This is a genomic window from Rhizobium lentis, from assembly GCF_017352135.1.
Classification (GTDB): Bacteria; Pseudomonadota; Alphaproteobacteria; order Rhizobiales; family Rhizobiaceae; genus Rhizobium; species Rhizobium lentis.
The window spans coordinates 3309131-3329751 of record NZ_CP071454.1 but is presented as its reverse complement, the minus strand read 5'-3'; the positions used below and the strand labels follow the sequence as shown (position 1 = coordinate 3329751).

Below are 20621 nucleotides of genomic sequence, written 5' to 3'. Positions count from 1 at the left end.
GCTGACAATGCGAATAGGGCCAGCGAGCGGGACGCGGCGGACAGGGCTCAGAAGAAGCTAAGCTGGCCGTCGCCCGGCCGCTGTTTCTCCGGCGCGTTTAGCAGCCTTTCGATCGCGACCGGCTCGTGCAGATCGGGCCCCATATTAGCGACCTTATTGACCTTGTCGGAGACCGGGATGGTCTCGAAGAAATCGTCCTGAACGGGCTGCATGAGGTCGGCCACCTCGCGCGGCTCCTGGGTCTTGCAATTCAGCCAACGCGAAAAATCCTCCGGGTTGATGACGACAGGCATGCGATCGTGGATCGCCGATATGCCCCCATTAGCCGATGTCGTCAGGATTGCTCCGGTATCGACCTCGGAGCCGTCGGCCGAGGACCAGGTCTCCATCAGACCGGCAAAGGCGACGACCCCGCCCCGGCGCGGCCTGATCCAATAGGCCTGCGGCTTCTCACCACTTTCCTTGGATGGACGACGCCATTCGTAAAAGCCGGAGGCGGGAATGAGCACACGGCGATGGCGCATGGCAGCGCGGAAAGAAGCTTTGCCGATCGCGGTCTCGGCACGCGCGTTGATCAGGAGCGGGAAGTCTTTCGGATCCTTGACCCAGCCGGGTGTCAGGCCCCAGCGCACAAGCACGGCGCGCCGGTCGGGCAGGTTGCTGCCGCGCTCCCTGCCCTCGCCTGCTATGACCACCAGGATCGGTTGCGTCGGCGCGATGTTGTAGCGCGCCGGAAAGTCGTCGAGATCGAGACCGGAGAAGAAGTCGCTCAGGTCGGCAACGGAGCATGTCAGGGCAAAACGTCCACACATAGGCCTCTCTTTGCACCCGCCCCGAGTCCGGTCAAGTCATCCGGGCAGCGCTCCGAAATCGGAAACAATCCTCGGAAATGGCGCTGCATGCTCTTGCGCGGCGTGTTTCAGCCTCTCGGCGCAAAGAGGATGACGCTCGCCCCCGCAAGGCAGATCAGTCCGCCACCGAAATCGTAACGATCGGGCACGCGGCCCTCGACCAGCCACAACCAGACGAGCGAAGCGGAAATATAGATGCCGCCATAGGCCGCGAAGGTTCGGCCGGCCGCTTCGCTCGGCACCAGCGTCAGAAGCCAGGCGAAGAGCGCGAGCGAGATCATGCCCGGCGCCACCCACCAGATGGGCTTTTCGAGCTTCAGCCATGCCCAGAAGGCGAAGCATCCGGCAATCTCGAAGATGGCGGCAAAGGCGTAAATCATATAAGTCACGCAAAGCCCTTTCGAATATTTCGACAACTTGTTGCACACATGTCGCTACCTCCGGAACCGCCGCGCAGCTTTTGGGGGCCTGTTTGAAAGCTACCCCACAAAAAATTGGGGAGGCCAGACAGCAGCGGCGTGCAATGATCCGCCTATGGGATAGAATAGGCCGTCACAGCAAGAGCAGCCCGATGACCTCAACCGCGAAAGCCGCCTCCTCCGCCATTCTCGAACGCGATGGACGCTTCCTTCTGGTGTTGCGGCGCAATCCGCCTTCTGCCGACATGTATGCCTTTCCCGGCGGGCGGGCCGAGGCTGGCGAGACGCCGGAGCAGACGGCGCTGCGGGAGTTCCGCGAGGAAACCGGCATCTCAGCGCATAATCCGCGGCTGTTTTCGACATATGACCTCAAGACGCATGGGCCCGACGGCAGCGTCAAGAGCCATTTCTTCCTCTCCGTCTTTCGCGTCGACGCCGACCGGGAAATGGTGGCGGAGGCCGCCGACGATGCGGCGGCGCTCGGCTGGTACACGGTGGAGGAGATCCGGCGACTGCCTGTGCCGCAAAGCGTGCTCGAATGCGCGGAGCGGCTGGCTGGTGGCGAATAGAAGTGGAAACTTTCACGCCCGCCTTGTTGCCGTCATGCTCAATGTATCAACTAGGGGCATGATTCCCGTTCGACGCTTTGTCCTGTGCCTGCTCGTGCTCGCCGGCCCCGCCATGGCGCAGGGCAAGACTACGCCGCCTCCACAGGAGGAGATCGCGCCGCCGGTCGCGACCGTGCCCTATGACGACAAGCTGGCGCGGTTCGCCGAGGTGCTGGGTTCGGTGCATTATCTGCGAACGCTGTGCAAGGCGGCGGGTGGTGATGAATGGCGAGACGGCATGAAGCGGCTCCTCGATTCGGAGACCGGCAACGAGCCGCAGCGCAGGGAAAAGCTGACTGCGGCCTTCAATCGCGGTTATCGCGCCTTTGCCTCCGTCTATACGGATTGCACGCCGGCCGCCATCGTGGCAGAAGAGCGCTACCGTAACGAAGGTGCAACACTTGCCACAGAAATTACCTCACGCTTTGGAAATTGACGATTAATTAACCTGTTTTCGCATGCGGACGTGTCGTTTTGGGAAAAGGCTGTTAGTGTTGTTAACGGTGCAGTAAGACATGAGAAGTTCTGAGGAAAAGACAATGGAAGCAAGCCTCAACGACATCGACGACATGATCGTCCACGAGAAGATGCAGGCGGCTCTGGAGTACCAGAACGAGGCTTGGGCCGACGGCATGGCCGACGGAATCGAACCTGAGATCATTGCCGACGCCGCCATCGCGCATGCCCTGCGCGAGACCATCAGATTGCATGGGGAAAACAGCGCCGAAGCCCTGCTTGATTCATTGCGCGAGCGCATGCTTGCCGGCGAATTTTCCGCGAACCGCACCCTGCAATAACCTATCAGAGAGTTTGATGCGCACCGGTAAAGAGAAAGTTTCGCGAATCCCTCTCGCGCCGGTGCTGCTTGCGTTCAGCCTTGCCGCCGGCAATGCCGTCCTCGCGCCCTCGGCCTACGCGCTTTCCGAACTGCACAAGATCCCCGGCCAGGCCCCCGGCGACGCGCCGCCCGCCCAAGGAACTGCCCAGGGGCAGAGCCAGCCTCAAGGGGGCTCCACCCCCGGCGTTCCCATGGCCGATCCGCTGGTCAACAGCCAGAACAGTCAGGGCGTCGACAAGACGCCAGGCGCGCAGGACGCATCCAAGCCGGTCGAGGTAATCTACGACATCAGCAAGGCGCCCGAGCCGGTGCGCAAGATGCGCGAACAGATCGTCGAGGCCGCGGCCTCCGGCGATCTTGAACGGCTGCGGCCGCTGATGGGTTCCGGCAAAGACCAGACGCAGGTGACGGTGGGCGAGGCGACCGACGACCCGGTCGGCACGCTGAAGGATCTTTCCGGCGATCCCGATGGGGACGAAATCCTCGCCATCATGCTCGATATCGTCTCCACCGGTTTCGTCCATGTCGGCCAGGGCACACCCGACGACATGTATGTCTGGCCCTATTTTGCCGAGAAGGATTTGAAGTCGCTGACGCCGCCGGAGCGAGTCGAGCTGCTGCGCATCGTGACCGCCGGCGACCTTTCCGACATGCAGGAATTCGGTGGCTATAATTTCTACCGCCTCGGCATCACGCCCGAGGGCAAGTGGAAATTCTTCACGGCGGGCGACTGACGCCACCTCGCATGCGCCTTCCGCAAGTCGCATGGCGCTTGCGATCCGCGTCACGAAGTCATACCTCTGAGCGACGAACAACGCGACAGGTTCCGCCATGCCAGCCGTATTCCTGAAAGACCGCTCATTGCTCTCCGTCGGCGGCGCGGATGCCCAATCCTTCCTGCAGAACCTGATCACCACCGATATCGTTTCGCTTGCGCCGGACGAGGCGCGGCCCGGCGCATTGCTGACGCCGCAGGGCAAGATCCTGTTCGACTTCATGGTCTGGCAGGACGGCGACGGCTACCTCATCGAAACGGATGCCGACCAGCGCGACGGCCTGCTGAAGCGACTGACGATGTACAAGCTGCGCGCCGCCATCACCCTTGACCCGTATGCCGAAGAGGGCGTCACCGTGTCCTGGGATGATGATGCCGGTAGCGCCCGGGCCATGCGAGACAGCCGCTTCGCCAAGGCGGGCGTCACGCTGAGCCGCCTGGCGGGACGGCACGGCGATGACCCGCCGTCGCTCTACGACGCGCTGCGCATCCGCCATGGTATCGTCACGTCAGGATCGGACTACGCCTTGCAGGATGCCTTCCCGCATGACGTGATGATGGATCTCAACGGCGGCCTCTCCTTCAAGAAAGGCTGCTATGTTGGCCAGGAAGTCGTCTCGCGCATGCAGCATCGCGGCACCGCACGCCGGCGCGTCGTCACGGTGTCCGCCGCAACGGTTCTGCCTCGAGCGGGCACGGAGATTACCGCGGGCGGCAAGCCTGTGGGGACACTCGGTTCGGTCGAGGGCGGCAGCGGACTTGCGATCGTGCGCATCGACCGCGCCGGCGCCGCGATGGCGGAAGGCACGCCGCTACTCGCCGGCGAAACGCCGGTTTCTCTCGCCCTGCCCCAATGGTCGGGCCTTGTCTTCCCCACCAGCCCCGACGAGGCCAGCGCGTGACCGCCAAAGTTCCGCGGGCCTGGCAACGCATGCTGTCCGGCCGCAGGCTCGATCTGCTCGACCCCTCGCCGCTCGATGTCGAACTTGCCGATATCGCCCATGGACTCGCGCGGGTGGCGCGCTGGAACGGCCAGACATCAGGCGATCATGCTTTTTCAGTGGCACAGCACAGTCTCGTCGTCGAAGATATTTTCCGCCGCATCAACCAGGCGCGCCCGGAGGAGTGTCTGATGGCGCTGCTGCACGATGCGCCGGAATATGTGATCGGCGACATGATCTCGCCGTTCAAATCGGTGGTCGGCGGCGGTTACAAGATGGTGGAAACCCGGTTGGAGGCCGCCGTGCACCTGCGCTTCGGCCTGCCGCCGCATCCCTCCCGCGACCTCAAAGACCGGATCAAGAAGGCCGACACGATCGCCGCCTATTTCGAGGCGACCGTGCTTGCCGGCTTCACGCCGGCCGAGGCGCAGAAGTTCTTCGGCCAGCCGCGCGGCATCAGCAAGGAGATGCTGATGATCGAGCCTCTGCCGGCGGTCGAAGCACAGCGGCTGTTCTGCGAGCGCTTCGCGGCAATCGAGGTAGAGCGGAGGGTGGTATCTTGAGCTTTATCGTCGTCTCGCCGCTGTCACGCATTGCCGAAATGGCGGTGCGCCACAAGGCGCGCGACATGATCAGCCTGATCGCCAAAGAACAGGCCTTTCATCGGCCGGGCGTGATCGCGCCCGATCGTCACCTGACGCTCTCGATGAACGACATCGCCTTCAAAGGCACCGGCGGACTCGTGGCACCTGACGAAACGCATGTGCAGGCGATCATCGCGTTTGCCGCGTCGTGGCGGCAAGAGACTCCGCTGCTCATCCATTGCTGGATGGGCGTGTCGCGATCGCCGGCCGGAGCCCTGATCGCCGCGCTGTCGATCGCGCCGGATCAGGACGAGGCAGAGCTTGCCCGCCGGCTGCGCGCCACCTCGCCGTTCGCGACACCGAACGTCCGGCTGATCGAGATCGGCGATACGTTGCTGAACCGCGGCGGCCGACTGGTTGCGGCCGTACGGGCAATCGGGCGCGGCGCCGATGCCGACGGAAACGCGCCCTTCGTGCTGGCAATCCGGGACACTGCTTCCGGTTGACGCTGCAGCAGGCTGCTCCATCTAGGCCTCGACCACGAACAATCCTCAGGGCCTGATCATGGAACAACAAGCAGCCGATGTCCTCCTCGCCACCCGTACGGCACTCAGCCAGGCAAGTGCGCTTGCCGTCCAATATTCCTTCTCCATCCTCGGCGCCGTCATCCTGCTCGTCATCGGCTGGACGCTCGCCGGCTTTGTCAGCCGCTGGGCCTATGAGGGCTTGTCGCGCATCCATGGCATTGACGAGACACTGGCCCGCTTCTTCACCAATGTGGTGCGCTATGCGCTGCTGATCCTGGTGTTCATTACCGTGCTCGGTCAATTCGGCGTCCAAACCGCCTCGATCATCGCCGCCCTCGGCGCGGCCGGCCTGGCGATCGGGCTGGCGCTGCAGGGGACGCTGCAGAATATCGCGGCCGGCATCATGCTGCTGATCCTCAGGCCGTTCCGCGTCGGCGAATATATCGAAACCAGCAGCGTGGCCGGCACGGTGCGCGAAATCGGATTGTTTGCGACGGAACTCAGAACCGGCGACGGGCTCTACCGGCTGGCACCGAATTCGACGCTCTGGAACACGCCGATCACCAACTTCAGCCGCGAACCAACGCGGCAGAACGACCTGAAAATCAACATTTCTCGTGAGGATGACCTTGACCTGGCGATGGAGACGTTGATGGGCCTTGCCAAAGGCAACCCGAGGGTGCTGCAGTCACCGGCACCCAGCGTATTCATCGACAGCCTCGGAGACAGCACGATATCGCTGACGCTGCGCTACTGGGCAAAAACCGGTGATTGGTGGCAGGTCAGCCGCGACATGGTGAAACGGGTAAAACTTGCCTTCGACGAGAAGAGCGGTCCGGCCGCTATGCGGGACGATGGAAATTCCTCGCCGGGAAGAAGATCCAACGGCGCGGCGACGGCCGAAAAGCCGACACGACAGTGAAACATTGCAGCGCGGGGCGGTCGTCGGCCTATTGGACCACGCCGCAGGCGAGCCTTTCCCCGGCATCCCCGGATGGCTGGCTGCGATTGTCATCCGAATTGGCGTGCACCATCAATGCGCGGCCACGAATGCCGTCTTTCTTGCCGTCGAGCGTGACCATGCCGTCGTAGATCTGGGCCCTCAGCACGCCGTCCTGGCCGACATATTGATTTGGCATGTCGCCGGCATGCGGCCCCTTGGCGGCGAGGATGCCGTGCTCGGTCGAGCCCGGGTTGAAATGGCCGCCCGACGACTCGTGATGGGTCGCCGCGTCGCAGCGGCCGGTTTCATGAACATGAAAGGCCACCCATTTATTCGCCGGCAGCCCCGATATCTCCACCTCGATCAGGACGCCGCCATTGGCGGCGGCGGTCAATTGGGCTCGGCCGGTTTCCTTGCCGTCCTTGCCGAGGAAATTGGCGACCGCCGTCTGCTTGTCCTGAGCGCCTGCCGGCAAGGCAGTCGCCAGCAGGCTCAGGGCGGCGATGACGCGCGTGGCTTTCATGGAGATCTCCTTCCGTCCGGTTGTCCTTCTGAACGTGTCAGCCCGGAAGGTGTTCCTCTGCGAAGCATCCAACGAGAAAAGCCGACCAACGGGGCCGGCTTGCAGATCACGGGAGTTCAGACATTGTCAGGCGACGGCGTCGAAATCGAACTGGCCGTAGGTGTTGCGGTAGAGATCGTCGGATTGACTGCCCGTCGCGGGCGAGGTCTGCTGCAACGGATAGGGTACGGCAATGCTGCTTGTCGTGCCGCTATCGCGCGTGTCCATCATCAGCGCGATCAGGCTGCCCGAAAATTTGGGCTGGGTTTGGTTCCCCGTATCTTCTTCCAGAAGTTCCTTGATGATGCCGGGCTTCTCGTCGGCGGCTCGTTCGCCGCGGCTGAGCACGCCGTCACCGTTCGAATCGAGCCGGGAAAGCGTCGCAAGATATGCATATGACGTGTCTGAAACGGATGTGGTGCGGGTCATACAAACCTCCATTCACCGCCTTTTGCCGGTGGTGTTTGTACGCAATACGAGGTGGGAACGAACTGTTGACTCGGTGGTTAAACTGATTTGCGCAGTGCGTCAATAAGTTGTTAACTTCTCATTAACAATGATTGACAGAAGTTAACGGAGCGGACTCGGAGCAGCCTTCGGCCAAGCCTTTCCCGGTATTTCAGTGGTTTTCAACAGAGAAAACAGACGTCTACCGACGTGCACCACTGCTGCACTGCAACCGAATATTAATCCGGCCGCTCCAAAATGGTCACCGGGCATTACCACTAGACGTTCAGCGCATAAAGCTAATTTCGATGTTGGTCTTAGAAGGGTCTTCATGTTCGGCATTTTGAGGCACGTTCATCAGGCGCGGGCAGCCTTTCCCATTGCCATGCTCCAAGACGCTTTCCCATGAAAGCCGAAGCGCTCTTTTGGCGACAATGCATAGAGGCTGTGATGGCCGACGGATCGATCGATGCGCAGCGTCTGATGGAGCTGGTGATCGCAACCTATCGCGGCCATGAAAGCGACTATGATGCGATCGAAAGAAGCGCGGAAACCCTGCTAAGGGAAAACCAAACGCTGAGAGGCAATCTGTCGGCCCTCAGTCAGGCGTTCGACGGACAGAAACGACTCTTCGAGATCGTCCTGAACAACCTGCCGCTCGGCCTCAGTGTCTTCGACGCCGAGCAGCGACTGACGCTTTACAATGTCCGTTTCCATCAGCTCTTCGGCCTGACGCAGGAAGATATCGCCGCGGGCGCGACGATCGCCGAACTCGTCGACAAAATGCGCGGCAACGAAAGCACTGCCTCCAAGCTCGTTCGAGGAACCGCACGGCCCGCCTCGGCCAAGGCCGGAAGCGGCAGCATCCGTCGGCGCGAATGGCTGATGCATGATGGCCGCATCATTCAAAGCATGGTGACTGTCCTCTCCGACGGAAGCAACATCGCCATCCATGCCGACGTTACTGAGGATCGAAAGGCAGCCGAGCGGATCACCTATCTTGCCCACCACGATCCCCTGACCGGGCTCCCCAATCGGATATATTTCCGCGAACAGGTCGATGCGACGCTCGCCGAGCGCAAGCAGGACCAGCAGATTGCCCTCGTCCACCTCAATCTCGACCGGTTCAAATCGATCAACAATACAATCGGCGTGTCGGTCGGCGACAAGATCCTGCAGCAGGTCGCGGAACGCATCCGCGCTTCGGCCGGCTCGGAAAACACGCTGGCGCGCCTTGGTTCGGACGAATTCGCCATCCTGCAGACGGGCAAGCAGCAGCCCTCGAACGTGACGGCGCTGGCTGACCGGATTCGCCGCCAGCTTTCCGAGCCATTTCTGAACGGCGAGAAACAGGTGGAGCTCAGCGTCTCTATGGGGATTGCAATCGCTCCGCAGGACGGCGAGGAAACCGATATCCTTTTGAAAAATGCCGGCGTGGCGCTGTCGCATGCCAAGGCGGACGGGCGCAAGCGCGAGCGCTTCTTCACCGGCGAGATGGAAGCGCAGATGCAGTTGCGCCACGCGCTGGAGGCAGATCTTCGCGCCGCCCTCGAGAATGAGGAATTCGAACTGCATTACCAGCCGCTCTACGATCTTTCCGAGCGGCGGATCTGCGGTTTCGAGGCGTTGATCCGTTGGAACCATCCGGTCCGAGGCCGCGTACCGCCGATGGATTTCATTCCGCTAGCGGAGGAAGTCGGACTCATCGTCGATATCGGCCGCTGGGTTTTGCGCCGTGCCTGCAAGGATGCGGCGCAATGGCCGGAAGGCATCAAGGTCGCAGTCAACGTTTCGGCGATCCAATTCAGCAGCAGCGACCTGACGCAGGACGTCAGCGAAGCGCTTGCCGCCGCCGCGGTGGCGCCGTCGCGGCTCGAACTCGAAATCACCGAGAGCGTGCTGATGGAGAACCTCAACGAGGTGCTGCCGATCCTGCACGCCCTGAAGCAGCGCGGAATCCGCATCTCGATGGACGATTTCGGCACCGGCTATTCCTCGCTGAGCTATCTCTCGAGCTTTCCCTTCGACAAGATCAAGATCGACAAATCCTTCGTCAACGACATCATCGACAACAAGGAAGCGCACGCGATCATGCGCGCGATCATCCTGCTCGGCGATGCGCTCGGCATGCGTGTCACCGTCGAAGGCGTCGAGACCGCCGCCCAGATGACGCTGCTCGAATGCGAGGAATGCGACGAGATCCAGGGCTATCACATCAGTCCGCCGCGCCCGGCCCGGGATGTGCCTCATCTTCTCTCCCTGCCGCCGAAGAGCAGCGGAGCGACGGATTCTCCCAGGCTCGAGCGCTGACAGCGCTCCGATGCCAGCGCTGTTTTCCTCGCACATTGACCACGCGTTGGGCCGTTTCGAATGCTATCGCTGTGACAGAGATGGCAATAATGCGCCACTTCCGGACCTTACCTCGGAAGCTGCGGTGACCGTCTTGTCACCCGCTCGGATCAAGCTCCTGAAACCCACGTGTCGATTTCGGCCGATCCTGTTCGATTAAGACGGAGCGCCGTGAGCCAGTCAAAGGAGAGAGAAGTATGGCTGCCACCAAGCATTTCGGACACGTCGAACTACAGTCGCCGCACCTCGGTGTCGTGCGCAGCTTGCAAGCCGTGTGGATGCTGCTGAAGCATCAGCGACGGTCCCGCCGAAACTTGAGCGAGCTCTCGCGGCTTGACTCTCGCCTGCTCCGTGACATCGGCTTGGAATGGCTTCCTCCCCGCCCAGACGATCAGAGGGCTGGAAAGCAAAGCGAAGCAAACAAGAGGCACTATCAGGCACTGGTCACGCAGAGCAGTAAGCAGCTTTCACCGGATAAGCAGAACTGGCAGCATTTTTTTGCTCTTTGTCGAAACGCGGTGTCCAACTGCGACTAACATCGACGGCACCATGGAGGAACCGCATGCGCTACCTTTGTCTCTTCTACATCGATCAAACACTTGCTGATGCCGCCAGTAAGGAGGAGTGGGCCGAGATCGACCGCGAGTCCTTGGCTTCCAATGCAGAACTCCAACGATCAGGCCACTATCTCGCCTCCAACGCTCTTGCCGACCCAAAGACCGCAAAGACATTGCGCGTTCGGGCCGGCAAGGCGAGTTGGACCGACGGACCCTTCGCAGAGACCAAGGAGCATCTGGGTGGCTTCCTGCTCGTCGAAGCGAAGAACCTTGCGGAGGCAATGGAGATCGCGGAGCGGGACCCGCTCGCTCGAATGGGGGCGATCGAGGTGCGCGAGACCGCCGGCTTTTAGATTCTAAGTGCCCTGAAGCGCCATCGTCCGCCAGGTTGGGAGATGATTGTCGCTCAGTGTCCTCACTCACCAACGCGCCCGGCCGCAGGCGCTCCGAAACAATCTGTGCCTTGACCTCATCAGACCAATGCCGGTGAACCTCACGTCCAGACTGTGAGAAACTCCAATGTACTCTCCATGGAGAAACTCCCGTTGCTCGTCCACGGAAAGCCGATCACAGATCAGAGCGGCGAGAGCAACGTGGGAGCGAAACACCGGTTACGCTTCGATTGCGACTCGCACGCTAAGCCGTTACAAACCCGGCTTCGAAATCCGCAGGTTCGTAGCGGCGTCGCTTCGCCAAAGCTGCCTTCGCTCCACTGGCGTCCTGTCGACGATTTACCAATAAGAGGTGGCACAATGCTTGAGGCCGAAGCCTTTTCCCCTCATGACACACTCGCAGCCGCACTGATCGCACACGCGGCCGAGGGCGACGACGGCTCGCACGATCTTGCCCATATCCTGCGTGTCTTCAGGAACGCAATGCGCATCCATGCGGGCGAAGGCGGAGACGGGCGGGTCCTTGCCGCCGCCGTGCTGCTGCACGACTGCGTCGCCGTCGAGAAGAACTCGCCGCTGCGGTCCAAAGCATCGGCCTTGGCGGCGGAAAAGGCATCGGTCATCCTAGGCGAACTCAGCTGGAGCGAGGCAGATATCGAAGCGGCGGCCCACGCCATCACCGCCCATAGCTTCTCCGCCGGAGTGCCACCGCAGACGCTAGAGGCGAAGATCCTGCAGGATGCCGACCGGCTGGACGCGATCGGCATGGTCGGCGTGGCACGCTGCTTCTATATCGGCGGGCGAATGGGATCGGAGCTCTACGATCCATTCGATCCTGCGGCAACGAACCGTGCCCTCGACGACAAGCGTTATGCCATTGACCATTTCCAGATGAAGCTGTTCAAACTGGCGGACGGATTCCAGACCGAGACCGGCCGCCGGATCGCGGCGGCACGCGACAGAAGCCTGCGCGATTTCCTCGCGGCATTCATGGACGAAATCTAAGGCCTGTCGCGCAAAAGTGTGCAGCGGCATTGCCCGGCAAAGCGTGAAACGCCTTTGCCGAGACATGCGTAAAAACAAAGCGCCAAAGCGCAAGGAGCGAATCGGAAAGATCGCGACGCGCTCTAGCAGACGAGATCCAGGAGAACGGCATGCGCATCAGCGACCTCTTCATCTACCCGCTCAAGAGCGCCCGCGCCATTGCGCTGCCTGCCGCCGAGATCGGCGCCTACGGGCTTGCCGGCGACCGGCGGGCGATGATCACCGATCCCCAGGGTCACTTCATCACCCAGCGCGAACTGCCGGACCTGGCGCGCATCGAGATACGGCCGGAAGCTGACGTCTTTCGGCTGCTGCTGCAGGGAAGGCCTGACATATCCGTGCCGCCGCCTCGGCCTGAAGCCCGCATGGATGTCACCGTGTGGAAATCGACCGTCAGCGCCGCCGTCGCCGATCCCGACTGCAACCGCCGGCTTTCCGAGTGGCTTGGCCGCGAGGTGCGGCTGGTCTTCTTCGACGGGCAGGCCCGGCGGACGGCGAACCCCGAATGGGCCGGCGAAGGCACGCCCGTCACCTTTACCGACGGCTACCAGATCCTGGTGACGACGACAGGCTCGCTGAAAGCATTGAATGCCGATCTCGCCGCCCATGGGGAAGGCAGTGTCGGCATGGAACGCTTCCGTCCGAATATCGTCATCGATACGGACGACGCTTGGCCGGAAGACCGCTGGGCGGCGATCGAGATCGCCGGGATCCGCTTCGATCTCGTCAAACCCTGCTCCCGCTGCATCATGACGACGCAAGACCAGCTGACCGGTTCCCGCGAGGTGCCCAACCCGATGCCGGCCATGGGCCGCATCCGCATGTCCGCCGACCGGCGTGTACCCGGACCGCTCTTCGGCTGGAACGTCACCCCGCGGGGCAGCGGCAAGATCACAATCGGTGACACCGTTCAAATCGTCGAAGAAAGGCCGGAAGGCTGGGCGCTGAAGGTTCGCGCACAAGGCTAGGTCGAATTGTGCTCTTCACATGAATGAGTGGGGAGGAAACTGCGCTCCACCTATACGCGCGCGAGTGCGGCATCGATCTCCGCCATAACGTCCACCGATAACGGTCCCTTTTCCAGCGCGCCGGCATTTTCTTCTACCTGGGCGACGGTGCGGAAGCCCGGAATGGGGAAGGTGCGCGGTGACCTTGCCCAGAGCCATGCAAGCGCGCCCTGCGTCAGTGTGCGGCCGCCTGAGGTCAGGAGATCGCGGACCACATCGAGCCTAGCGGCAAATTCCGGAGCCATGCGCCCGTCCTTGAAATAGACCATCCAGTCGAGGGCAGCGCCGCGGACATCCTTGGCGCCCACTGCCTTGCCGGCCGTGAACTTGCCTGTGAGCAGCCCCATCGCCAATGGACCGCGGTTGATCGAGATCAAGCCCTTTTGCTCGACCACCGCGATCATCTCCGGCACCGGCTCGAAGACGTTCATCGTATGCTGGACCGAGACAAAGCCTGCGCGGCCGGCGTGGCGGGTGGCGCGATCGGGAAAATCGGTGCTCCAGCCGAACGCGTCAATCTTGCCTTCGGCGCGCAGCGCCTCCAGCGTCTCGAAGACGGCATCAGACTGTTCCAGCGGAAAATCATTGAGGTGAAACTGCAGGAGATCAAGGCGCTCGCGCTTGAGACGGCGCAGCGATGTTTCGACCGAGCGACGAATGAAAGCCTCGTCGGCGAAGGCGCCGATTGCCTGCTTCGTCTCGGGATCGGTCGCGAAGCCGAACTTGGTGGCGACGATGATGTCGTCACGATTGCCGATCGCCCGGCCGAGCACCTCCTCCGAATGGCCGGCGCCGTAGTTCGAGGCGGTGTCGAAGAAGCGGATGCCGAGTGCGATGGCGCGACCGATCGCTTCGACGGATTCATTATCGTCGACTTCGCCCCAGCCGAGCGGCGTGTCACCGGCGAAGAAAGGGCCGCCGATTGCCCAGCATCCCATGCCGAGGCGCGGAATTTCGCGGCCGTTCCAGAGCGTGATCTTCGTCGGTGATGCGGTCTTGGTCAGCATGGGATCCTCCTTGATTGCCAATCTTTCGAGAGATAGGAGCCACCCGTCAGCGGGTAAACCGCCAAATCCGGAGAATGTTTTGCAGCAACAAAAAACGAGCTCAGGCGGAAACGCCACTCGAACCGGAAAGCGTCCGCAAGGCTGGATTGAGCGCTTTGAGTGCGGCCTGAACGAAGCCGTCACGCGCTGCCGCAGCCTCCATGCCGCGCGGTTCATAAACGTGGCGATGCAGGAAGAATCCGGTCAGACGGAACGCGGCTGCAAGGCTGTCGGCGTCCGCTGCATGATTGCCTTCGACGCCAAGGAAGGGCGGCAGGATCAGCATCTTGTCCGCCCATGGCGCGCCGGCGCTGCGGCTGACGGCGCGGCCGGATTTGGGCGAGACATAAGCGAGATCGGAACGGGCGCCGGTCGCCGCGCATTCGGCGAGATCGAGACCGAAGCCGAGATCGTTCAGCACCGCCAGCTCAAAACGCACGAAAAGCTCGCCGGCATCGGCCGGATTGTGCAGGTGATCGAGGATCACTTCCAGGGCGTCGTAGAGGTGCGGATGGGGGTCACGCTCCGGCAGCAGGCGCAGCAGAGCGCCCATCGCCTGAACACCATAGACGGCGGTCGCCGTTTCCATCAGGCGGGCGGCGCGCAGCGTCACCGGCTCGACGCGGAATTCGCCGAGATGTTCGTCAAGCCGGGCGCGCCAGATGACCTCGACGGCATTGCCCGGCTGCAGCACCGGCTGCATGGCGCGCGAACGACCGGAACGCACCAGACCGAGGTGACGGCCGCGATCCCGCGTCATCACCTCGGCGATGACGCTCGTCTCGCCGTGGCGTTTGACGCCCAGAATGATGGCGTGGTCCTGCCACTGCATAGAAAAATCCCTGCGGCTGATGAATTGCATCCTAGCGCATAACTCGACAGATCGGAATCGATTTCCCGAAGGATTGCCCGCAGTATCAAACTGATAGCACGTCTTTGCGCGCCCTTTGGCAAAGGTGACTCAAAGGATCGTGATGAAGAGCACGGAGCGGTTGTCAGCCGGCGCTCACAAGCAGATCCGGCTTCCGTCACGCGATTGCGTCATGCCGCAGCCGGCACAAGCCTTTGCAGGAATTCGCGCATCGCCGTTTCGTCGAACGGCTTCACCAACAGCGGTATGTGCTGAAGGTCGCACGGGAAGTCACGTATGTCGGAATAACCGCTGACGAAACCGAAGGGGATGCCGACATCAAGAAGATGGCGGGCAAATCCGAAACTCATGCCCTCGCCGAGGTTGACGTCGAGAAGGGCGAAATCGTACTTCTCCGCAGCGATGGCGGCTCTTGCCTGTTCGAGACCGCAGACAATATCGATGCCGTCGACACCCGCCAGGCGCAGAATATCCTCCGCCTCCATCGCGATGATCAGACTGTCCTCAAGAACCAAAACACGCAGTGGGTTCATGATTCCATGCCCCTCGTGGGAGGCCTGTCGCAGAGCCCCGGTCGTTTCGCCAACATCATTGCCCTCCGATGCCCCGCACGGCATGCTATCGGTGATTCCGACACTCTTTTCCGAATAAAACATTTTTCTGCCCGGTCGATAAGAATCAAGTCGGAGGAAGATACCGGCTGACCTTATTTTCCCAGATGCTAAAGCGCATTTAAAAAAGACATAAGCGGGCGCCACACTTAGATGAAGGGACGTTTGCCCTCTGCGAGCCCGTCCCAACCGGCAATCGCCATCAATTCCTCGCCGTTCAGAACTTCGCAGCCGCGTTCCTGCCAGCGGATCAGACCGCGCTCTCCAAGCTTTCTCAGGGTCTTGTTGGTGTGAACGATGGAAAGACCGAGGGTGTCGGCGATGTGCTGCTGCGTGATGGGGATGAATTTGCGGCCGTTGAAGAGGTCGAGCTTCCTGCCGCGCTCGAACAGAAAAGCGATCAGATAGGCCGCTCTTTCCAGTGCCGTGCGGCGGCCGATGCTCAGGAGATGCTCATCCAGTATCCGCTCCTCGCGCGCGGCGATCCAGGTGATGTCGAAGGCAAGCGACGGATGCTTGTTATAGAGCGTCATCAGTCTGTCGCGCTCGAAGACGCAGAGGGAAACCGGTGAAAGCGCCTCGACGGAATGCTGCATCTCGCCGGCGATGGTTCCCTGAAGACCGATCAGGTCGCCCGGCATAATGTAGTTCAGAATCTGGCGGCGCCCGTCCTCCAGCATCTTGTAGCGGAAGCCCCAGCCGGAAAGCACGGTGAAAAGATGAGCGCTGTGAGCGCCCTCGACAAGAATGGTGGAACCGGCATCGACGGCAAGTTCGCCTCGCTTGAAACGCGAAACGAATTCCAACTCGTCGCGGCTGAACTCCCTGAAATGCGGCAGGGGCCGCAAAGGACATTGCTCGCAAGGGGTCTTGAAAGAATGGATGCGTTTCGACGTTGCCATGCCCTGCCCTGCGGTCGCGCAAATGGCGGATCGTCAACCGCGCCGCCCACCAAGGAATGCACAAAGCTCGGATTCGTTCCGCAACGAGACGGATTTTTGCCTAAGAAACAATGGGCTGGAGGCTATCCGATAGAATCGTTGCCATCCTTATTTGGGGAACTCGAGGCCCATTTCCCGGAACCGCTCGGGATCATCGCCCCAGTTTTCGCGAACCTTGACGAAGAGGAAGAGATGCACCGACTGCTCGAGGATCTCCGACAATTCCTTGCGGGAGGCCGTCGAGATCGCCTTGATGGTTTCGCCACCCTTACCGAGGGCGATCTTCTTCTGGCTGTCACGCTCGACATAGATCACCTGCTCGATCCGCACCGAGCCGTCCTTGCGCTCCTCCCACTTTTCCGTTTCGACATGCGAGGAATAGGGAAGCTCCTGGTGGAGGCGCAGAAACAGCTTTTCGCGGGTGATCTCGGCAGCGAGCTGGCGCATGGGCAGATCGGAGATCTGGTCTTCCGGATAGTACCACGGTCCCTCGGGAAGTGTGCTGGCCAGATAGTCCATGACGTCGTCGCAGCCGGAACCGTTTTCGGCCGAGATCATGAAGGTGCGGTCGAAAGCGATCTTCTCGTTGGCGGCAGCGGCCAGCGCCAGCAGGTCCTCGCGGTTGACGCGGTCGATCTTGTTGAGCACCAGGATCTTCGGCTGCTGCACCTCTTTGAGGCCTTCGAGGATGGCTTCGGCATCGCCGCGCAGGCCGCGCTCGCTATCGATCAGCAGCATGATCAGATCGGCATCCTTGGCGCCGCCCCAGGCCGAGGTCACCATGGCGCGATCGAGCCGGCGGCGCGGCTTGAAGATGCCTGGCGTGTCCATGAAGACGATCTGGGCATTGTCGTGGATCGCAATGCCGCGCACGATCGCGCGCGTCGTCTGCACCTTGTGGCTCACGATCGAGACCTTGGCGCCGACGAGGCGGTTCACCAGCGTCGACTTGCCGGCATTGGTCGGCCCGATCAGCGCAACGAAGCCCGAATGAGTCGGGCCATGGGTTTCTGCAGCAGCCTCGGCCGCGATATTTTCGTCTTGTGTCATTGTCCCATCAGTTTCCGGCAGGCGATTGCTGCCAAATGCCTTCACGCTCAAGCATCTTCGTCGCCGCGACCTGTTCGGCGGCACGCTTCGACCGCTCTACGCCGGTTTCCGGCTTCATGCCAGCAACTTCCACCGTCACCTTAAAACGCGGATCATGATCCGGTCCGCTGCGTTCATCAACCCGATAGATCGGGGTGACGCCAAATTTCGCGTGCGACCATTCCTGCAGCTCGGTCTTGGCGTCGCGCTTGGCGCCGTCCGCCCTCGCCGCCCTGCTCTGCCAGTAGCGCAGGATGAAACGGCGGGCGACTTCGAGACCGCCATCGAGATAAATCGCGGCGATCAGGCTCTCGACGACGTCGGCGCGCACATTCATCATGCGCTTGCCGGTCAATTTCTTCACATCGGCGCCGGTGCGGATATAAAGATGGAGATTGAGTTCGTCGGCAACCGCGGCACAGGTTTCGGCGCTGACAAGCTGGTTGAGCCGAACCGAGAGCTCGCCTTCTCCCGCCGTACCGAAGGTGCGGAACAGAAGTTCGGCGATGCAGAGCCCGAGAACCCTGTCACCGAGGAACTCTAGCCGCTCGTAATTGCCGCCCTTTTCCGTGCGGGCGCTGGCATGGGTCAGCGCCCGGTCCAGGCGTTCCTTTTCGGCGAAGTCGTGACCGATCAGGTTCTCAAGCTTTGCGCGGTCAGCCGCAGAAAGCATCTGCGCCTTGCTCATTCAACGACCTTGAAAAGGCGGTCCCAGCGCATGTTGGTCGGCCATTTCCAGATTTCGCGGAACGATGTGTCGTTGCCCAGCGAGAAGAAGATGACGCTGGCGCGGCCGACAAGATTTTCAGCCGGCACGAAGCCGACCTCGAAGCGGCTGTCGGCCGAGTTGTCGCGGTTGTCGCCCATCATGAAATAATGGCCTTCCGGCACGATGAATTCGCGGGTGTTATCACCGCGCGACACCGGAGACTGGTCGAGCGTGTCGTAGGTCTTGCCGTTGTCGAGCGTTTCCCGGAAGACCGGCACATCCTTGCCCGGATCGAGCTTGTAATCCGAGGTGAAGCTGCCGTCCGCCACCTTCGGAACCGGCTTGCCGTTGACGTAGAGCACGCCGTCGGTGACCTGGATATGGTCGCCCGGCAGGCCGATGCAGCGCTTGATGTAATCGACATCGGGATTGGGCGGGAAGCGGAAGACGACGATATCGCCGCGCTTCGGATCGGAACCGAACAGCCGGCCACTGAAGATATCGGGCGAGAATGGCAGCGAATATTTCGAATAGCCGTAAGCGAACTTGTTGACGAAGATATAATCGCCGACGAGTAGCGTCGGCATCATCGAACCGGACGGGATGGTAAAGGGCTGGAACAGCACGGTTCGGATCACCATCGCCAAGATCAGCGCCTGAATGATGACCTTGATATTTTCCCAAAGGGCGTTCGGCTTGGTTTCGACTTTTTCGGACACGCAGTCTTATTCCTTCAAGACGCCACTGAGGCGCAACTCTTTTGTCGTTCTCTCTAGAGCATAATGCCGAAAAGTGTCAGCGGCTTTCGGACGACATCATGCTCTAATTCTTTAATCTAGAATAGGATTCAGGGCCGATCCGGCTTTAGATCATCCTGTTCTAGCGGCTTCGCCCGGTTGCGGCAATGGCGCCAACATCAAAAGCGATGAGAGGCCGCGAAATGCTCCCGGGGTCGCGATAATGCTCCCCAGGTCGCGAATAACCGCTCCCGGGGTCGCGATCAGAGGTTCTCAGGCAACGCCTCGATGATGACGAAGGCCTGCGCCAAGGGATAATCATCGGTTATTGTCAAATGAATGGCGGCTCTATGGCCCGCCGGCAGCATCGATTCGAGGATCACGGCGGCAGCACCTGACAAGACCATAGTCGGCTTGCCGCTCGGCAGGTTGACGACGCCCATGTCCTTCCAGAAGACACCCTGGGCTATGCCAGTGCCGAGTGCCTTGGAACAGGCTTCCTTGGCAGCGAAACGCTTGGCATAGGATGCGGCGCGGTTTGCCCGGCGGTCGGAACGGGCGCGCTCGGTCTCGGTGAAGCAGCGATGGGTGAAGCGCTCGCCGAAGCGCTCGATCGATTTCTCGACACGACGAATGTCGATCAGATCGCTGCCAATGCCGATGATCATGCCGGAACCTTCCGTCGCTTAAGAATTCTGCATCGGTTCATACGCTCGGCATGTCGCCGGCCGGACCCGCCAGGCGCAGGCGCACCCGCTCCATCAGCCGCGTGCGGCGGCGCGTCTGAAAACCCTTGACGGTGTAGAACGTCGACGCATAGAGCGCAACGGAGGTCGCGATCGCCGGCGGAATGGCGCCGATCAGCATCGGCTCCAGCACCGGCTTCCATAGTTCGGTGAAGTTCAGCTTGTGAAAGAGGGCGGCGAGATCCACCGCCTGACCGGCCAGATGGTCCTGACGGCTGAGCAGCAGATGGCCGATCTCCCAGGTGATCCCCCAGATGAAGGGATAGGTCAGCGGATTGCCGAAGGCGGCACAGCCGAGGGCCGCGGCCACCATATTGCCGGAGAGGAAATAGGTGATGACGAAAGCCATGACGAAATGTACGCCGATGAACGGCGTCCACGAGACGAAGACGCCCGCGGCGACGCCGGCCGCAACCGCGTGCGGCGAAGCGCTCAGGCGCAGGATGCGCATTGTCAGATAACGGATCGGGCGAAGGAAACCTTTTCGGGGCCATAAAAGCTCCCGCATCTTTTCCCTGAAGCCCGCAGGCTTGCGACGGCGAAACAACATGGCCGCTATTTAGTGCAGCGCACAGGACCATGACAAGAGCGGCAAAAGTTACCACCCGAAAAACAGCCCCTCATTGTCTTACGGAGGAGCCTGTTCATGCCGAGGGGCGTTCGCTACGTCTAACGTCCCCCACTCGATCAAGTATAAAGGCGGGTATCAGCGATTGCGGAACAGACCGCGATCGACCTGACGCTGACGAAACTCGAGATCGATGCGATCGAGCGAGCCGTTCAGATAGGCCATTTCACGTTCCTGGGTAGTCGGAGCGCGAAAGGCCCGAGCGATTTTCCTGATAGGATCAAACATTACCTTGTCTCATCTTCTGTTTACGTTTTCGATGACCAGAAGATAGTCCCGCCACAGGTTAATTACCACCGCCGCAACATGGATACAGCTATGCACTCCGCGCATCCCTTGCCTTGACGCTGCACCATTGTGACCATGAATCGATCATAAAATGTGCAATTTACCGGTCAG

The 20621-nt window shown here is 61.2% G+C and carries 27 protein-coding genes; 13 read left to right on the top strand and 14 right to left on the bottom strand.

Annotated features, from left to right (window positions below):
• Positions 1-47: 47 nt before the first annotated feature.
• Together J0663_RS15975 and J0663_RS15970 are read right to left on the bottom strand one after the other, a co-directional pair.
• Positions 48-812 (bottom strand): SOS response-associated peptidase, encoded by a 765-nt coding sequence (locus J0663_RS15975; RefSeq protein ID WP_207241278.1) that lies wholly within the window; start codon positions 810-812, stop codon positions 48-50.
• Between the two features lie 107 nt (positions 813-919).
• Positions 920-1240 carry a YnfA family protein gene (locus tag J0663_RS15970; protein WP_207241277.1) on the bottom strand — a complete coding sequence of 107 codons (321 nt, stop codon included), beginning with the start codon at positions 1238-1240 and terminating at the stop codon, positions 920-922.
• A 182-nt stretch (positions 1241-1422) separates the two neighbouring features.
• On the opposite strand from J0663_RS15970, the gene J0663_RS15965 reads away from it, so the two are divergent.
• The 8 genes from J0663_RS15965 (at position 1423) to J0663_RS15930 (ending at position 6465) form a co-directional block, all read left to right on the top strand.
• A complete protein-coding gene (locus tag J0663_RS15965; protein WP_207241276.1) occupies positions 1423-1839 on the top strand; it encodes an NUDIX hydrolase in 417 nt (138 codons plus the stop codon).
• A 34-nt stretch (positions 1840-1873) separates the two neighbouring features.
• Positions 1874-2314 (top strand): TIGR02301 family protein, encoded by a 441-nt coding sequence (locus J0663_RS15960; protein WP_207244518.1) that lies wholly within the window; start codon positions 1874-1876, stop codon positions 2312-2314.
• A 103-nt stretch (positions 2315-2417) separates the two neighbouring features.
• The gene (locus tag J0663_RS15955) at positions 2418-2675 is read left to right on the top strand and encodes a hypothetical protein (RefSeq protein ID WP_047616277.1); all 258 of its coding nucleotides are present in this window, start codon (positions 2418-2420) and stop codon (positions 2673-2675) included.
• 16 nt (positions 2676-2691) lie between these two features.
• Positions 2692-3450, top strand: a complete 759-nt coding sequence (locus J0663_RS15950; RefSeq protein WP_207241275.1) for a hypothetical protein — start codon at positions 2692-2694, stop codon at positions 3448-3450.
• Between the two features lie 97 nt (positions 3451-3547).
• Positions 3548-4393 carry a CAF17-like 4Fe-4S cluster assembly/insertion protein YgfZ gene (gene ygfZ, locus J0663_RS15945; RefSeq protein ID WP_207241274.1) on the top strand — a complete coding sequence of 282 codons (846 nt, stop codon included), beginning with the start codon at positions 3548-3550 and terminating at the stop codon, positions 4391-4393.
• A 29-nt stretch (positions 4394-4422) separates the two neighbouring features.
• Positions 4423-4995 carry an HD domain-containing protein gene (locus J0663_RS15940; protein ID WP_207244517.1) on the top strand — a complete coding sequence of 191 codons (573 nt, stop codon included), beginning with the start codon at positions 4423-4425 and terminating at the stop codon, positions 4993-4995.
• Positions 4992-5522, top strand: a complete 531-nt coding sequence (locus J0663_RS15935) for a tyrosine phosphatase family protein (protein ID WP_207241273.1) — start codon at positions 4992-4994, stop codon at positions 5520-5522. The genes J0663_RS15940 and J0663_RS15935 overlap by 4 nt, the downstream gene beginning before the upstream one ends.
• Before the next feature lie 58 nt (positions 5523-5580).
• On the top strand, positions 5581-6465 hold the full coding sequence (locus tag J0663_RS15930) for a mechanosensitive ion channel family protein (RefSeq protein ID WP_207241272.1): 885 nt from the start codon (positions 5581-5583) through the stop codon (positions 6463-6465).
• Positions 6466-6493: 28 nt separating this feature from the next.
• Here the strand turns inward: J0663_RS15930 and J0663_RS15925 are convergent, their stop codons facing one another.
• Together J0663_RS15925 and J0663_RS15920 are read right to left on the bottom strand one after the other, a co-directional pair.
• A complete protein-coding gene (locus tag J0663_RS15925; RefSeq protein ID WP_207241271.1) occupies positions 6494-7009 on the bottom strand; it encodes a superoxide dismutase family protein in 516 nt (171 codons plus the stop codon).
• 126 nt (positions 7010-7135) lie between these two features.
• Entirely contained in the window at positions 7136-7489 is a 354-nt protein-coding gene (locus J0663_RS15920) for a hypothetical protein (protein ID WP_207241270.1), read from the bottom strand.
• 411 nt (positions 7490-7900) lie between these two features.
• Between J0663_RS15920 and J0663_RS15915 the strand changes: the two genes are divergently transcribed.
• From J0663_RS15915 to J0663_RS15895, 5 genes are all read left to right on the top strand, one after another.
• A complete protein-coding gene (locus J0663_RS15915; RefSeq protein WP_207241269.1) occupies positions 7901-9805 on the top strand; it encodes a putative bifunctional diguanylate cyclase/phosphodiesterase in 1905 nt (634 codons plus the stop codon).
• A gap of 236 nt (positions 9806-10041) precedes the next feature.
• Positions 10042-10380 (top strand): YjiS-like domain-containing protein, encoded by a 339-nt coding sequence (locus tag J0663_RS15910; RefSeq protein ID WP_207241268.1) that lies wholly within the window; start codon positions 10042-10044, stop codon positions 10378-10380.
• A 26-nt stretch (positions 10381-10406) separates the two neighbouring features.
• On the top strand, positions 10407-10754 hold the full coding sequence (locus J0663_RS15905) for a YciI family protein (protein WP_207241267.1): 348 nt from the start codon (positions 10407-10409) through the stop codon (positions 10752-10754).
• 399 nt (positions 10755-11153) lie between these two features.
• Positions 11154-11798, top strand: a complete 645-nt coding sequence (locus J0663_RS15900) for an HD domain-containing protein (RefSeq protein ID WP_207241266.1) — start codon at positions 11154-11156, stop codon at positions 11796-11798.
• 149 nt (positions 11799-11947) lie between these two features.
• Positions 11948-12805, top strand: coding sequence for an MOSC domain-containing protein (locus J0663_RS15895; RefSeq protein WP_207241265.1), 858 nt, complete (start codon positions 11948-11950; stop codon positions 12803-12805).
• Positions 12806-12855: 50 nt separating this feature from the next.
• Here the strand turns inward: J0663_RS15895 and J0663_RS15890 are convergent, their stop codons facing one another.
• The 10 genes from J0663_RS15890 to J0663_RS15845 form a co-directional block, all read right to left on the bottom strand.
• Positions 12856-13851, bottom strand: coding sequence for an aldo/keto reductase (locus tag J0663_RS15890; RefSeq protein WP_207241264.1), 996 nt, complete (start codon positions 13849-13851; stop codon positions 12856-12858).
• 100 nt (positions 13852-13951) lie between these two features.
• Complete coding sequence (gene recO, locus J0663_RS15885) at positions 13952-14722, bottom strand: DNA repair protein RecO (protein WP_207241263.1); 771 nt, start codon at positions 14720-14722, stop codon at positions 13952-13954.
• 209 nt (positions 14723-14931) lie between these two features.
• Positions 14932-15417, bottom strand: coding sequence for a response regulator (locus J0663_RS15880; protein WP_207241262.1), 486 nt, complete (start codon positions 15415-15417; stop codon positions 14932-14934).
• 104 nt (positions 15418-15521) lie between these two features.
• Positions 15522-16274 (bottom strand): Crp/Fnr family transcriptional regulator, encoded by a 753-nt coding sequence (locus J0663_RS15875; protein WP_207241261.1) that lies wholly within the window; start codon positions 16272-16274, stop codon positions 15522-15524.
• Between the two features lie 147 nt (positions 16275-16421).
• The gene (gene era / locus J0663_RS15870) at positions 16422-17363 is read right to left on the bottom strand and encodes a GTPase Era (RefSeq protein ID WP_207241260.1); all 942 of its coding nucleotides are present in this window, start codon (positions 17361-17363) and stop codon (positions 16422-16424) included.
• 7 nt (positions 17364-17370) lie between these two features.
• Positions 17371-18090 carry a ribonuclease III gene (rnc, locus tag J0663_RS15865; RefSeq protein WP_207241259.1) on the bottom strand — a complete coding sequence of 240 codons (720 nt, stop codon included), beginning with the start codon at positions 18088-18090 and terminating at the stop codon, positions 17371-17373.
• A complete protein-coding gene (gene lepB, locus J0663_RS15860) occupies positions 18087-18830 on the bottom strand; it encodes a signal peptidase I (RefSeq protein WP_207241258.1) in 744 nt (247 codons plus the stop codon). The genes rnc and lepB overlap by 4 nt, the downstream gene beginning before the upstream one ends.
• 281 nt (positions 18831-19111) lie before the next feature.
• The gene (gene acpS / locus J0663_RS15855) at positions 19112-19516 is read right to left on the bottom strand and encodes a holo-ACP synthase (RefSeq protein ID WP_207241257.1); all 405 of its coding nucleotides are present in this window, start codon (positions 19514-19516) and stop codon (positions 19112-19114) included.
• A gap of 37 nt (positions 19517-19553) precedes the next feature.
• Positions 19554-20144 (bottom strand): DUF2062 domain-containing protein, encoded by a 591-nt coding sequence (locus J0663_RS15850; protein WP_207241256.1) that lies wholly within the window; start codon positions 20142-20144, stop codon positions 19554-19556.
• 156 nt (positions 20145-20300) lie between these two features.
• Positions 20301-20450, bottom strand: a complete 150-nt coding sequence (locus tag J0663_RS15845) for a DUF3563 family protein (protein ID WP_064706756.1) — start codon at positions 20448-20450, stop codon at positions 20301-20303.
• Positions 20451-20621: the final 171 nt, after the last annotated feature.